This is a genomic window from Microcoleus sp. FACHB-831 (assembly GCF_014695585.1).
Taxonomy (GTDB): domain Bacteria; phylum Cyanobacteriota; class Cyanobacteriia; order Cyanobacteriales; family FACHB-T130; genus FACHB-831.
Window position 1 is genome coordinate 118,366 of the sequence record NZ_JACJON010000075.1, and the last position, 15,052, is coordinate 133,417.

The 15,052-nt window shown below is 45.6% G+C and carries 11 protein-coding genes; 3 read left to right on the forward strand and 8 right to left on the reverse strand.

The genetic code is table 11. The annotated features are described in order from the left end of the window. Positions 1-18: 18 nt before the first annotated feature. The 7 genes from H6F77_RS23990 to H6F77_RS24020 all read right to left on the reverse strand — a co-directional run bounded on the left by H6F77_RS23990 (position 19) and on the right by H6F77_RS24020 (position 11,149). Positions 19-405, reverse strand: coding sequence for a response regulator transcription factor (locus tag H6F77_RS23990; RefSeq protein WP_190491424.1), 387 nt, complete (start codon positions 403-405; stop codon positions 19-21). Between the two features lie 226 nt (positions 406-631). Then, entirely contained in the window at positions 632-1,015 is a 384-nt protein-coding gene (locus tag H6F77_RS23995; RefSeq protein WP_190491425.1) for a response regulator, read from the reverse strand. A gap of 209 nt (positions 1,016-1,224) precedes the next feature. Further along, complete coding sequence (locus H6F77_RS24000; protein ID WP_190491426.1) at positions 1,225-3,303, reverse strand: ATP-binding protein; 2,079 nt, start codon at positions 3,301-3,303, stop codon at positions 1,225-1,227. Between the two features lie 540 nt (positions 3,304-3,843). Beyond that, entirely contained in the window at positions 3,844-6,651 is a 2,808-nt protein-coding gene (locus H6F77_RS24005; protein ID WP_190491427.1) for a PAS domain-containing hybrid sensor histidine kinase/response regulator, read from the reverse strand. Positions 6,652-7,380: 729 nt separating this feature from the next. Further along, entirely contained in the window at positions 7,381-8,148 is a 768-nt protein-coding gene (locus tag H6F77_RS24010; protein WP_190491428.1) for a tRNA(His) guanylyltransferase Thg1 family protein, read from the reverse strand. After that, a complete protein-coding gene (locus H6F77_RS24015) occupies positions 8,141-8,614 on the reverse strand; it encodes an AAA family ATPase (RefSeq protein WP_190491429.1) in 474 nt (157 codons plus the stop codon). Before H6F77_RS24015 ends, H6F77_RS24010 begins: the two co-directional genes overlap by 8 nt. Positions 8,615-8,635: 21 nt before the next feature. Beyond that, positions 8,636-11,149 (reverse strand): DUF1565 domain-containing protein, encoded by a 2,514-nt coding sequence (locus H6F77_RS24020; protein WP_190491430.1) that lies wholly within the window; start codon positions 11,147-11,149, stop codon positions 8,636-8,638. Between the two features lie 284 nt (positions 11,150-11,433). On the opposite strand from H6F77_RS24020, the gene H6F77_RS24025 reads away from it, so the two are divergent. The 3 genes from H6F77_RS24025 to H6F77_RS24035 all read left to right on the forward strand — a co-directional run bounded on the left by H6F77_RS24025 (position 11,434) and on the right by H6F77_RS24035 (position 14,081). Next, positions 11,434-12,522 (forward strand): thiamine phosphate synthase, encoded by a 1,089-nt coding sequence (locus H6F77_RS24025; protein WP_190491431.1) that lies wholly within the window; start codon positions 11,434-11,436, stop codon positions 12,520-12,522. Continuing rightward, positions 12,515-12,736 (forward strand): sulfur carrier protein ThiS, encoded by a 222-nt coding sequence (gene thiS, locus H6F77_RS24030; protein WP_190491517.1) that lies wholly within the window; start codon positions 12,515-12,517, stop codon positions 12,734-12,736. The genes H6F77_RS24025 and thiS overlap by 8 nt, the downstream gene beginning before the upstream one ends. A 358-nt stretch (positions 12,737-13,094) precedes the next feature. After that, a complete protein-coding gene (locus H6F77_RS24035) occupies positions 13,095-14,081 on the forward strand; it encodes a DUF1517 domain-containing protein (protein ID WP_190491432.1) in 987 nt (328 codons plus the stop codon). Between the two features lie 113 nt (positions 14,082-14,194). Here H6F77_RS24035 and H6F77_RS24040 read toward each other — a convergent pair whose 3' ends face one another. Next, positions 14,195-15,031: an ABC transporter permease gene (locus H6F77_RS24040; protein WP_375335970.1), complete on the reverse strand. Its 837-nt coding sequence runs from the start codon at positions 15,029-15,031 to the stop codon at positions 14,195-14,197. Positions 15,032-15,052 lie beyond the last annotated feature (21 nt).

The window sequence follows — 15,052 nt, forward strand, 5'->3', positions numbered from 1 at the left end:
ATAAAATTTTAAATTTTATTAGCCGTTTCTAGAGGCGATTAACTGTTTAGTTTGCTGCAAAATTTCTTCTAACCCAGCATCTTTAGAAAAAAAGTCATCAGCTTGAGGACAAATCTGTTTCCCTGCTTCTAAATTGTTTTTGCTGACAAATCCTGTCGCTAAAACTAGCAAAGGAGGATTTTGTAAAGTTGCTTTTAAATGGCAAATTAGTTGGCAACCATCCATGTCCTTTTCATAAGAAGCTGGTGGTATAGAAAAATCAACTATCACTAGATCGTAGTTACTTGGTTCGTGTAAAAAAATAGAGATTCTTTTAAAAGTTGATACTTCAAAATCATTTCTAAAAAATCGCTTAATTACCAAACACCAGTTTTCATCGTCATCTACTACTGCTATTTTGTGCATACCTGGTCTTTCCTACATCGAAAAAGGGAGTTTATTTTATTAAACATACTTTTTTATTATTTTAAATAAATTTATTTAAAATCAGCGTTTTTAAACTTTGATATTTTATAAAATATACTTTTAATACTGCTAAATTTAATCTACCTAAATGGATATTTGCTAAAATGCTCTTGGATGAAAGCTCATGGTTATTGCTTCATCAGAATCTGTTAAGTCAGTACAGTTGTCAAAGTTGAGCAATCAATTCTAAAAATTCTTCATAATTGGTGATAGGTTTGGCGCAAAACTTATCTGCACGAGAGGTTTCTAACAGAGTTTTCTGTTCAAACAACATAGCATAAGCTGTAACTAAAATGATGGGAATATGAGCAGTTTGATGTTGAGTTTTGAGGATGTAAGACACATCTGCTCCGCTAACTGGCTTACCCTGCCACAGCGCTCCCCCCAGGTTAACATCCATCATCACCAAATCCACCACTCCCGACTCACATCGCTGAAAAATTTCTGCTGGTTCGCCCGTAATATGGACTTGATGCCCTCCAAGGCGCTCAAGAAGTTTAGCAGTACTCTTGGCTAAGATGTAATCGTCATCAACAAGTAATATGTTCATTTTCTGGCAAATTAGTAATTAGTAAAAAGAAGGAGCGAGGAGGCACGTAATTTACAAATTGCTAGTTGGCTACGCTAACAAAACTGGATGTAGAACGCCTCCGGCTCCGCGCCAAACTTTGCCATTACTCAAAACTTACAAGTGAGGAGGGACGTAATTTAAAACGTGCTGCTTGGCTACGTTAACAAAGTTCAAAAATTCCCTAGCTATTACCAATTTGCGTTAACTTCTTTGGCAGGGAGAGTAAAAGTTACAGTTGTACCCCGATCGATGCCCGGACTTTCCAACCAGATTTGACCGCCCATAAGTTCTACCAGACGTTTGCAAATGGTCAAACCAAGCCCAGTCCCACCATAGCGACGTTTAATGGAACCATCTGCTTGAACAAAAGGCTCAAACAATGGATCTTCTTTACTAAGCTCGATACCTATTCCGGTGTCAGCGATGGAAAATTCGATTACAGGTTCTACGACTCGTTGGATTACTCTGAGCTTAACCTTACCTTGTTCGGTAAATTTAAAGGCATTAGAAAGTAGGTTTGCCAGAATTTGTCTGAGCTTTATTTTATCAGCCCAGACGCTATCAACTTCGCATTCCATTATCAGGTCGATATGTTTGCGATCGCTCTCCAAACGGAATAAACATCGTTGCTCTTCCAGCAGCCGATCTAGATTAATTAATTCCCAATTCACACTCATCCGCCCTGCTTCGATTTTGGCAATGTCTAAAACATCGTTAATAATAGCAACTAGATTTTCAGCAGATTGATAGGCAACACTAATAAATTCTTTTAACTCTTCTTCATTGTCGTATAAACCTTCTTTGAGCAGTTTTAAGTAGTTGAGTGTAGAGGCTAGAGGCGTCCGCAGTTCGTGGCTGGTAGTTGAGAGAAAATCTGATTTCAAACGCGAAGCTTCCTCGGCTGTATTACGGGCATTATTAAGTTCTTTGTTCCGCATTTCTACGAGAACGCGCTGCTGGCGTTCGCACGCTGTTAGGCGATACTGCATTACTGCCATAGTTACGTGTGTTGCTATAGATCTAACGAGTTCTATTTCTCCACCAATCCATTTTCTTGTCTGGCCGTGTTTCAGTTCTCGCCAAGCCTCAAAGGAAGTTCTTACCCTTGAATTGCGCTCGTCTGGATCTAATCTTCCTGCCCAGAGTATGTCGGTATCAATTTCGTCTCGAAATAGAGTTAAGCAACCTAGTGATTTGCCACTATACTGAAGCGGTACGATCAGTATGCTGCGAATGCTAGTAGAGCGGAAGAAAGGGGCAATTTCTATTAGTTGCGGTTCTTGGTAAAGATCGGCGATCGCGCCTAAGTAAGAAACTGATTTATTATCAATATCACTTCTTAAATATGCAAAATTAACCATTTCGACAAATGGGTTTTCTGGGTTTAGCAGTTGTTGCCAAAACGGGTAATTTTCCAGCCTTGCTTCAGGCGTACCTACTGACAAGCTGGGCTGATTTCCATCGATGTAGAGTTCATCTTCCCAGTCGCAAGTTGAGGTGAGATAAAGCCTCCCACCGCTAGCATCAACGGCTTCAACAATTTGCTCTATAACGATTTGGAGAATTTTTTGGATTGCTAGGGGTGAGTGTAGGAAGGTAGAAATTTGATTGATCAGTGCTTCGCGATCCGCTTTTTCGCGGGCTTGGGCGAGGAGATGGGATTGAGCGATCGCTATCGAAACCTGATCCGCTACAGTCTGAACTATTTCTAAGTCTTCCTGGCTGAAAATTTTTGCTTGCGAATGATGCGAAGCCAGCAAACCCCACAAATTCTGGTTGTACAGAATAGGAACGACAAGCGATGACTGCACGCCCATTGCAGTGAGGTATTCAACATGGCAGGGGTCTACAGGGCGCTGTATTATATTTGCGTCCGCAGCCTGCTGGCGATCGCTGCTTGTGTCTGCACAATCGAGGTGATTCAGGGTAGTTAGTTGAGCCGCAACATCTACAATTACCCGCGTTCTAGCATGAATAAACATCTCGCGGGCATGGGGGGGAACGTCTCCGGCGGGAAAGTGCAACCCCAGCAGCGATGGTAGGCGATTTTGAGCGATGGATTCGGCAATCACTTGCCCCGTACCATCAGCAGCAAATCGGTATATTTTTACACGGTCTGTATCCAGAAACGAGCGCATTTCTTGCACGGCGCATGACAGAATTTCCTGTAACTCTAAAGATTGTCGGATGCGGTTTGTCATCCGATTCAATAAATTGCCCTGAGTTACCGCGTGTTCTGTACTGGTGCTTGTGGGTCTGCGCTCCATTTACCCTCCTTTGTTATCTATCTTTATGCATAAATTTTAACTTATTTATAGTTTTTTTAGAATTAATAAATCCCGCTACTAGCAGTATATTTAAAATAAAAAAGTATCGTTAGTTACATTTACTTAAATTAGAGTAAGCCAGATTTGACATTGGTGGCTAAAAGCTAAATCCAGTTAAAAAATACTATAAATATGCAATATAAATAGGTTAAAACGGCATTTACCCGCGATCGCAGGTATCAAAAAATTTACATTTTCACTAAATCTATTGAGCTGTAATATGCATTTACGCCCGCTCAAATAAGTAGAAAAATAGAATTAAAAAATATCATTTTCTAGCGCGGTGTTTAAAGTACAAAACCCAACGTTTAGTAGGATTTGATGGGTTTCGCTGTCGCTCTACCCCTAGTTTGGCGAATTAATTTATGAAGACACGTTATGGTGTTAGGTTAGGGAGGATTTAAACAAGCGATCGCTCCAGAACCGTTTTAATAAATCTATCAAGTTTTATTTAGCTAGCACATTTACAAAAAAACTGTCTCACTTGCAGACAAAACTAGCGATGGTTGTTAGCAAAATACCTGGATCGACGGGCTTAGACAGGTGAATTTGGAAACCTGCGGCGATCGCTCTGTCTTGTTCCTCAAGTCGAGTGTAAGCTGTCAGCGCGATCGCCTGAATCTGAGAATTTTTATTTTGTTTTGCCTCCATTGCTCTCAGCTTGCGAATCAGGCTGTAGCCATTTTCTCCAGGCATCCCAATATCGCTCACCAAGACATCAAAATTATCTTGTGTCAAAGCTTGTAGCGCCTCTTGCGCGGAGGAAGCGACAACTGCGATCGCGCCGCACTGTTTGAGAGCAATTCTAATAAACTCCCTCACGTCAGCTTCGTCATCTACCACAAGTACCCGCAAGCTATCTAAATAGGAATTGGGCAATAAACAAGCAGTTGGTGAAAGTTGAGCGCTCGTTTCTAACTCAAAACTTGTATCTGTATCATTTTCATCTCCCCTTGCCCATTGATTGGTAGCAACCGACAAAGGTAAAAGGGGCATTTGGACGGTAAATGTCGCCCCTTGATTTTCCCCGGGACTTTCCACACCAACAGTCCCGCCGTGCAGTTCGACTAAATTCCGCACAATCGCTAATCCCAAGCCGAGTTTACCTTGCAGCTTGGTCATGCTGCTGTCAGCTTGACGAAAACGTTCAAAGATCGATGGCAACATCTCAGGATTTATTCCTATTCCCGTGTCGCTTACCCGCAGAGTCGCATGGTGATCGCTTTGTTCCAATCTGACTTCAACACGTCCCCCGCTTGGGGTAAATTTGATGGCGTTGTCTATCAGATTCCAGACAATTTGTTGCAAGCGTACCGCATCCCCCAATACCCATAGCGGTGGAGAAGATGATTGAGAATTGAATTGTGCCCTAGCTTCTGTGTATTTCTGCTCCTCAATTTGGGGAAATACCACATCAAGTGCGATCGCTTTATACGAAGCCTGCTCCGCCACAATTTTTAGTGCTGCCTCAACAACAGATATCAGATTGACTTGATTTACATTAAGCCGAAGCGTGCCCCTGATCGTGCGCGAGATATCCGCAAGATCGTCAAGGCGTTGAGCCTGCACGCGGGCGTTGCGCTCGATTATTTCCAGGGCGCGAACAGTGATGCCTTCGTCAAAATTGCGAGTAGAAAGCAGCCTAGACCACCCCAGAATAGAGCTGAGGGGCGATCGCAGTTCGTGGGAAACTATGGCTAAAAACTCGTCTTTGGCGCGGCTAGCCTCTTCTGCCGCCCTCCTTGCTGCTTGCTCGTCAGCCAATAACCGCTGATATTCTTCCTCCGTCCACTTGCGCTCATCTATCTCGCGCTGAATGGATATCCAGTGAGTGTACCAGCCTTTTTCATTGGCGACGGGCGTAATGCTCAGTTCCACCCAAAATTGCGTGCCATTTTTGCGGTAGTTCATCAGATCGACTTCTACTGGTTCCCAGCGTTCTAGCGCCGTGCGAAGTTTATCTAGTTTGGCGCGGTCTGTTTTTGGCCCTTGCAGCAAGCGCGGGCTTTTCCCAAGTACCTCCTCAGCGCTGTAGCCTGTCATCCGGGAGAACGCTTCGTTGACGTACAATATTCTCGGCCCAGGATAGTTAATCGGCTCTGCTTCGGTGATTAGTATGGCGTCGTTGGCGTTGACGACCACTGACTCAAGCAGCCGCAACCGTTCTTCACTTTGTTTGTGGTCTGTGATGTCGGCGATTAACGCCATAATGCCGCAGATATTGCCTTCGCTGTCATGTACTGGCGCTGTCCACAACCGGATCTCATAGGTATCTGGGCTGGGGGAAACCTCAGATTGAGTATTTTTATTAGGAATTGAAGTTAAATCGGCACTTGCCACAATTCCGCCTTGCAGCGTAGTTGCGAACATTGTCCAGAATTCTTGCTGTTGATTTTCGGGAACGATTGCCAGAGGGCGATCTAGCACCTCTTGCGGACTCCAACCGAACATTCGTTCCGCTGCCTGACTCCACGCCTTGACATTTCCGTTATTATCTAGGCTGATAGTAGCCATCGATCGGGCTTCAATTAGCGTCTCCAGCGCCTGATTTTTTTGTTGCAATTCCTCCAAGGCTTGCAAGTTTTGGGTGAATTCAGCCAGCAGTTGTTCCTCGCGGCTATAACTTTCCTCCCTCACGCGATCGCTATAGTTGCGGAAGAAGTCAGCTAAACGCGGTTCTTCTACAAACAACATACCAATGCGATCGTAAGCTGGCTTGTCAAGTTGATAGGCAAGTTGTGGGTGTGCTTCTACCCAAAGATGACAGGTTTTTATATAACCCAAGAACGCCATCAAGTTGTTGTAATTCTCAGATCCCAGCATCCGTTTTAGCTGTGAGCCAACAGTAGCAGCGATCGCGCCTCCACCAACAATGTTGGGGTGCAAAAACATGAAAATAGCACATGAAAATATAGCTTTTTCCCCTTCCCAATCTGCTTCTAGCCAGATTTCCTCTGAAAGCGACGGCACAGCATTCAATTCTTCTTCAATGTTCTTTGCTGTTGGCGTCGGCGTTTCCAGAAGTTCCAATATTGCTTTTGATTGCATCCCCAAGCTGCGAGCTTCACAACTGTGGCAAATGATGCAGTATGCGACGCTACAATAACGTGAAAGGTACGCAAAAAGCTTTTCTTTGAACAATACTGGAAGCGGATTGTTGACATAGCAGATCTGCATCTGCTGCCACAGGTTTTCCAGCACTAAAGGCGTATCACTTGCAGCAATCAAAAAGGCTGGTATAAAGCCCAACTCGGACTCGATTTCTAAACTTTTTTGTCTACTAATCACGGATTACACTCCGCAGGTCAAATGCCCGTGCGATTCTTTATTCAGAAAATATTTCATATCAAATTCGGCATTTTTCCCACATTTTATGTAACCTTGGGAAATTTGGGAAATAGTAGTTGTACCCTTTTACCCTGAAAAGCAACTGTAAAAAGCAAAAGAAATTATATTTTTTCTTTTGCTTTTTATTTGTGAGTTGTTAGCTGCAACTATCTACTTTATAAATTTTAACATTATATCGGCTAACTCCTGTTAATTTACTGTAAAAGCTGTGGATTATTGTTGATATTACCAATAAGTATTCCTTACCCTAGCGGCTTTTGAGAACCACCTGCAATTATTTTTGTGTTTCTTCTACCGAAAGAGATAGGTTATTTTTAAATAAATTTGTATCTTTGTATACAATAAACGCCTCTTGTGGGGTCAACTCTAACTAAAACGAAATTTTGATTAATAGTTAGCCATAACAAATCCCCAGCCGCGATCGCCAGCTACTCAGATTAATCCATGTGTGCGATCGCTACTACATTCTAATCTCATACCTAGCTCTTATAAACATAGGTTTGGTTTACCATAGTAAAACCAAACCTACAATCACAAGACTTATCCGCCATACTAGACATACAGGAGGAATGCATAGCTATGCGTCCCTACAAATGGCTGCTAAGTTGTCAGTTTTTGTAAAACCTAGATTATCCTTAAGCGAATTGATATTTTAATAGATACCTATTCTCAATCTGCCGCTTTTTCAGCATCAAGAAAGCAGCGAATAAAATCCCCATAAGCGTCTTTCATCGGCAGTTCCTCATCCACTTTCAACCGCCGCCGCTTAGTCACAACTGCTTTATTTTCAATTGGGTTAAAACCTTCTTTCTCGTATTCTTCCCAATACAAACCTACCCCCCGACGCTGCCAAGTAGGTAACTCATTAAAATTGATTCCGTGTTGAAACAGCAATTCATTCTTAAAAGCAGTAGACTGACCCTCAAGCGCCGCCGTAGCCGCAGCCTCACTTGCACCCGAAGAACGTAGCGTCCAGTAACACCAGCCATTTAAAGCGCAGCGCGTAGCATCAGCCTGACGCCAGCGAAAGTAATCTACCACCTGCGACTTAGAAGCACCCAGCCAGACGCGGCTATCGAAATTTACTATAGTTCCGCAGGCGTGGGTAAAAGTCGCACTGGCAATGCTGGCAGAAATTGACACAACTTTTTCCAAACTGCGGTCAAAAAAATCCCAATTTGGACGAAACAGCAAGGATATTTCATCGCTTTCCGTATACGCATAGATGCCTTGCAATTGTTCCAGAAGGGATGAGGTTGTTTGCACCATTAGTTCGTGGAATCTTAGGTCAAAAGGCTTATCAAATTTTGACGACGCCGTAAACCCCGAAAAAGAGCGACCATCTAGGCGAATTACTACCCAAACACCAGGCAACAAACGCAGCGAGTGGAAGTACTCCAAATCGCGCATTTGTTGTTCAAAGGTATCGTTATCCATCTATTACCTCATCTTCAATCCAATCAGAAACTTCAAAAGTCGATTTGCTAACAATTCGCACGTAGAACAATTTGTGAAATCCTTCCGCATAAGAGGGAGGTTCCAGCTTCTTAATTGTGCTGTAAATTGCCACATCAGGTACTCTGGCTTTACCCTGGCGTTGCTGATTGCGATCGCGGCACTGGCTCACTTGCGATTCAAAGTAGTAACCAACAACAGAGGCATCATACTTACAACCCAACTCAATTATTGACTTTCGCTCCTCTCTTGTTGGGTTGGTGTTATCGACTACAACTGAAAGTTGAGCTTGAAATGCTGTTTCCATCAGTTGCGCTTGCCTCCTAGAAGGTTTTTTATTGTTAGGGAATAAGTCTTTGCTGATATGCTCGTGGTTTGCGGCAAAATGGGTGCTAAAAAAAGTGCTTTTGCCGCTACCTTGCAAGCCTATAAAAATAACTAACTCCACAACGATAGTTCATAGTCCATGTTAATTTAGCGGCTCGATAGTGGCTTTTAAAGCTTTGCTATTGAGGGTTTGCAGCATTTCTTCAGCGTAAATGCGATCGCTATAAATTCCCACTTGCAGCACCCGCCGACCTTGAGAGACAACGTGAAAAGCATTAGGTACGAGGCTGCGTACCTTATTTTCTTCACCTCCATTTTTCGTATCGACCACAACCCGGTAACGCATACCTCGCGCCGCTACAGGCGATGCTTTTCTGGTCGCAGCCACGTCGTCTTCAGGTGCGGTTCGGTTAGCCCCAAGAGGGCTAGAAATACGAGCCATTCCAACAAAATTCTGGCTGTTTCCAGTGTTTGTAGCTGGGGTATTCTGGCTCAAAGTGGAAGAAGTGGAAATTCCTTGTTGAACGCCGGATTGCGTAGGTGTTCCCAAGGGTTGCTCGAATACTAACGAACGATTGATGTCGTTTTGGTTTGAGGTAGGTGTTGGTACGGGGATGTCAATTTTCGCTGGTTGCTGGTTGCTGGATGCGACTGGTGAGGAATTACCCAAGCTAGTTGGAACAGGAAAAGAGGAAGCCGAAACGCGAGATGGGCGGGGTAGCACTGGCGATGTGTTTGGTATAGCAATACTGGCGCGATCGCTCGTTTGTGTAGGCTGTGAGGGTAAAGCAGTCGGTTGACTATTGTTGGCTATAGGGCGATCGCCATTTAGGGGATTGACGCTGCTAACGCTCGTTTGTGTAATCTGTGAGGGTAAGGCAGTAGGTTGACTATTGTTGGCTATAGGGCGATCGCTCGTTTGTGTAGGCGGCGAGGGTAAGGCAGTAGGTTGACTATTGTTGGCTATAGGGCGATCGCCATTTAGGGGATTGACGCTGCTAACGCTTGCTTGTGTAATCTGTGAGGGTAAGGCAGCACCCCCAGTATTGTTAGCAATAGGGCGATCGCTATTTTGAGAATTGGGACTGCTAACGCTTGCTTGTGTAGGCGGCGAGGGTAAGGCAGTACCCCCAGTATTGTTAGCAATAGGGCGATCGCTATTTTGAGAATTGGGACTGCTAACGCTTGCTTGTGTAGGCTGTGAGGGTAAGGCAGTACTTTGACTATTGTTGGCTATAGGGCGATCGCCTGAAGGATTATTGGTTGTTACGGGGTTTTTCGGGGTAAGCGGTGACGGGCTGGGGCTGCTAACAATTGCTTGTGTAGGCTGTGAGGGTAAGGCAGCACTTTGAGTATTATTTGCAATAGCGCCTGAAGAATTTCTCGAAGGCTGGTTATTGGCGATCGCCGGGGAGTTAGAGGGCTTTGAAGCAACTGGCTCCTGCTGTGCTTGTCTTGGGGAATTTTCTCCTCTGCTTGGCGTTGCTGTTACCTGGGCTGGGGTGGCGACAGGAGGGCGATTGGTTGAGACAGTTGGGGTGGGAATCGGGGAATTTTGACTTCCAGCCAAATCAAGCCGCCCATCTATTCGCTGACTCATCTGATTTCCAAAGGCTGAAAAAATCTGATTAACAGTTTTATTACTAATATCGAAGCGACCGTTACCGCGAAAAATGTTGCCCCCAGGCTGACTGGAGATTCCCAAATCGGGACGCGACCAGTCGATCGCTACTAACCCATCTTCCTGGTTATTTTCAATAATGTTGTTTCGCAACACAGGTTGAGCGTTACCTTCTACCGCAACACCAGCTTTATTGTTGCTAATGCGATTGCCAGTTAACCGAGGCGCGGCATCCTGGGTAATGTTGAGCGCGTATCCCGTATTGGAAAACACATTATCGCGGACTTCTGGCCGCGATGTCCCAGATATAATAATTCCGTTGCCGCTATTGTCATAAAAATAGTTGCTGCGGATCAAGGGCGCACTATTTCCATTGACTGAAATAGCACCTTGTTTGCTGCCCGTGAAGGTATTCTCCACCACTACAGGGCTGCTGGATTCAATCCAAACAGCATAGCCCCGCTGATTTGGATTGGTGATAGTGAGGCCAGTTATACCAGCGTGGGACGCGCCCACTATCGTAACGTCAACATCACCAGCAGTACGGCTGGCAAATATACCGCCCCCAGCAATAACAATATACTCACCTCGGGTGCGGGGGTTGCCCTGAATTGTCACGCTGGGTTTAAGCATCAGAGGGAAAGTTTCGCCGCCTGCTTTACTGTAGGTTCCAGGTGATAGGAGAATTACCGTGTTTTGCCCAGCCACGCGCAGCGCTTGGCTAATGGTTTTGAAAGGCGATCGCTCCATTCCAGTATTAGCTATGTCATTCCCCGTCGTTGGGTTGACAAATAACTTATTAACTTGCGACGCCACCTTCCCCTGGCTTACCGTCTGTGCCATCGCTGGCAAAGTGAAATCGAGACTAAAGCAACTAACGACAGGCACAAGAGAAGCCAAAACGCAGCCTGTGAAAATTTTTCTTAATTTCGCCATTTGGAGTGCGGATAGGGGGGGGAAGGGGCATGGTAGAGATCTTGTCTGCAACGTCTCTAGGGCGATCGCGTTGTACGTGTGGGGGCGTCTTAAACTCACGGCTCTACTCCTGGGCGGGGGATTATTTAAACTAGGGACTGCAATCAGTCGATCATCTTCTATGCGAGTAAGTCTTGTCCCCAAAGGGAATCGCTTGATAAAGGTGTTTTTGTACGGTAATCTTTGGGTTCTAGTAGATTCCGCTGAGGGCTGCAACTTTCCAAGTTAGCAATTTTTAGCAATCCTTACAGCCAAATTTTTTGATTTTTAACTCTTAGCTAATCGCTATTTAAGTTTCGATAGAAGCATTTTGGTAGTATCGAGTAATAAGGGAGTAATTGCTGATGGGTCAGAAACACAGCCAGGGTAAATTTGCACAACCAGCAGTTTGCCGCATTTTAGACGCCAATTTAGACCGCGCCAGGGAAGGGCTGCGGATAATTGAAGAATGGTGTCGATTTGGTTTAAACAGCATGCAGCTAGCGGCTGAATGCAAACAAATGCGTCAGGAGTTGGCTAGCTGGCATACTCCTGAGATCCGGGCATCGCGGAACACGCCGGGAGATCCGGGCACCAGTCTTACACACCCCCAAGAAGAACAACGCTCTAGCATTCAGCAATTGTTGCAGGCGAACTTTGGTCGCGTCGAAGAGGCGATGCGGGTAGTGGAAGAATATGGCAAGCTTTACAACCCAGATATGGGCGGCGTATTTAAGCAAATGCGCTATAAAGTTTATACGCTAGAGAGCAATTTGCTGGCTTATCGTCGCCATCAATTGCTGGCGCGATCGCGTCTCTACCTTGTCACGTCGCCCTCAGACAATTTATTTAGTACTGTTGAAGCCTCTCTGCAAGGTGGCTTGACCCTCTTACAGTACCGCGACAAAACGGCAGATGATTCCATCCGTCTCAGCCACGCCCACAAACTCCGCCAGATGTGCCATCACTACGGCGCTCTGTTTATTATGAACGACCGCGTGGATCTGGCTCTAGCTGTCGATGCTGATGGCGTTCATCTAGGACAGCAAGACATCCCAATTGCCCTAGCGCGGCAGTTGTTGGGGCCGCAACGCATTATAGGACGCTCCACCACCAACCCCGACGAAATGCAACGAGCCATCCAAGAAGGCGCGGATTACATTGGAGTTGGCCCTGTCTTTGAAACCCCCACTAAACCGGGCAAACCTGCCGCAGGCTTCGATTATGTCCGCCACGCATCTGAAAATTCCCCTATCCCTTGGTTCGCTATTGGGGGAATTGATATGAATAACTTGAACGAAGTATTGGCGGTGGGGGCTGAACGAGTCGCAGTTGTCCGCGCTATTACCACTGCTGAACAGCCGACTCTGGTGACGCAGTATTTGCTATCCCAACTGTCGAGAGTACAAACTCTCCGCAAATTTGAAGCCGACGTTGACCTCTCCTATGCATAGCGCCGATGCTAACCTGAAGCTCCAGGTGAATGGCGAACCCTGTACTTGTTCGCCGCAAACCAATCTGCCACAACTCCTCGAACAACTGGGGTTAAATCCCCGGTTAGTTGCCGTAGAATACAACGGCGAGATTCTCCATCGGCAGTTTTGGTCTGAGACACACATGCAAGAGGGCGATCGCCTCGAAATTGTCACCATTGTCGGTGGTGGCTAATGTTATGGAGGCTCTGCCTCCAACCCTCTTTCCCAGGTTGAACCTGGGAACGAGAATTTTTGGGCGGCTGCCTCTAGATTCGTTACTGTGCAAAGACAAAAGCGAAAAAACCAAAATTATTTAATAGTTTCTTTATTTTGATATTTTTCTCTTTTTTTTGCCCTCGTTCCCAGGCTCCCGCCTGGGAATTCTTTCTACTTTTTACTTCTCAAGGTACGGATATCTACCCCTGCAATCCGCTCTGAGAGCAGACCTAAGCTTGGAGCAGAAGCGATAGATTAAATATAAGGCTGGTTGAAGGATGCTTAAAGCCGCCATAACCGCTACAGTTTAATGAGTTTGAATAGGCACAGCGTATATGCGTAACAAACTGCTTTCAGCAATAAAACCAATTTTGAAATCTCTTTTCCTCGCTGGTCTTGTCCTCAGCCTAGCTCTAGGCAACGCTGACGGAGCATTGGCTGCTCGCAGTGGCGGGCGGATTGGCGGCGGTTCTTTCAGAGCGCCCAGCCGCACCTATTCGCCTCCTTCTCGCACCTATGCACCGCCATCTGGGGGATACTACCCAGGCGGTGGTGGATATTATCCAGGCGGTGGAATTGGCTTCCCGTTCCTGTTCCCCTTCTTTGGTATTGGGGGTGGATTTGGCGGTCTATTTACTATCTTGCTTTTCCTGGGTCTAGCTAACTTTCTAGTGCAAACCTTCCGCAACATCGGCACTAGCAATGAAGAAGTAGACTCGCTTGGCTACAGCAATTCTAAAGTTTCCGTCGCTAAAGTACAGGTGGGTTTATTATCTCAAGCCCGCAGCCTGCAAGGTGAACTAAACGAGCTAGCTAATAGCGCTGATACTGGTACTGCCGAGGGTCGCGCCCAAGTGCTGCAAGAAAGCACGCTAGCTTTACTACGTCACCCCGAATACTGGGTATATGGCGCGACTGAAGCTCAACAAACAGCTTTAGTAGCCGCAGAAGCTAAATTTAATCAACTTGCTCTGGGCGAACGCAGCAAATTTAGCGCCGAAACTCTCTCCAATGTAAACAATCAACTGCGTCAAGCGCCTGCAACCGCGTCTTTGCCTGCTGCTGGTGGGGAATTGGCAGAACAGTTGAAACAATTGTCTGGTGAGTACATTGTTGTGACGATTGTTGTGGGTGCCGAGGGCAATCTGCAACTACCCAAGATCGACAATACAGACGATTTGCGTCAAGCGTTGCGTCAGATTGGGGGAATATCGAGCGAGCGCCTGCTAGCTGTCGAAATTCTCTGGACGCCTCAAGCAGAAGGCGACACGCTGACTACTGACGATATGCTCGCCGAGTATCCCGACCTGAAGTTAGTGTAAGCAGTCATCCAATAGTTTAGTTAAGTAGGGTGGGCAGTGCCCACCTTTTTTTATGCTATGTAAGTCCTGCTGCATTAATCAAAATTAGATTATGCTTTGCTACTTTTTACTGCTTATTTGATACGTTTTTGTTCGCTTTGATAAGTGATGTATTGGGCAAGAAATCCTGCTACGCCTGAGATTATCATCAACATAACGCTGAGGGCATTGATATCTGGTTTAACGCCAGTGCGTATGCGGCTAAAAATTTCCATTGGTAGAGTACCCGAACCGGTTCCGGAAGTGAAGCTGGCAATCAGAAAATCATCCATGCTGAGAACAAATGCTATCAGACAGCCTGAGATAATACCGGGCAGCAATTCGGGAAGCAAAACTTTGATGAAAGCTTCTACAGGATTTGCACCTAAATCGAGTGCGGCTTCTTCGAGGTGAGGATCTAAGCCGCTGAGTCTAGCAGAGACAGCGATCGCTACATAAGCTAGACAAAAAACGACGTGGGCGGCGACGATTGTCCAGATACTAAGGCGAATCCCAATAACTGCTAGAAATATCAATGTAGCGACTGCGATCGCAATATCGGGAATAATTAAAGGCAGAAAAGAAATCCCCCGATACAAGCTTTTGCCCGTAAACCGATAACGGGCTAAACCTACAGCCATAAGAGTACCCAAAACAGCCGCAATCCCCACAGCGCTGAACGCCACTGTGAGACTATTTTGCAATGCTGTAAAAATACGCCCGTCTTTAAGTAAATTGCCGTACCATTTCAACGTGAATCCTTCCCAATTTGCGCTGTAAGGAGACTCATTAAAGCTATACAAAGCTAGTACCAGGATCGGCAGGTACATATAAAAAAACATCACAATGGAGAAAATGGCCTGCCAAGAGAAACCGGGTTTATCCTTAGATTTCACCATATCTACGGGTATTTCCTCCTGTTTAAGCCTCATGTCTACCATCAAATATCACCA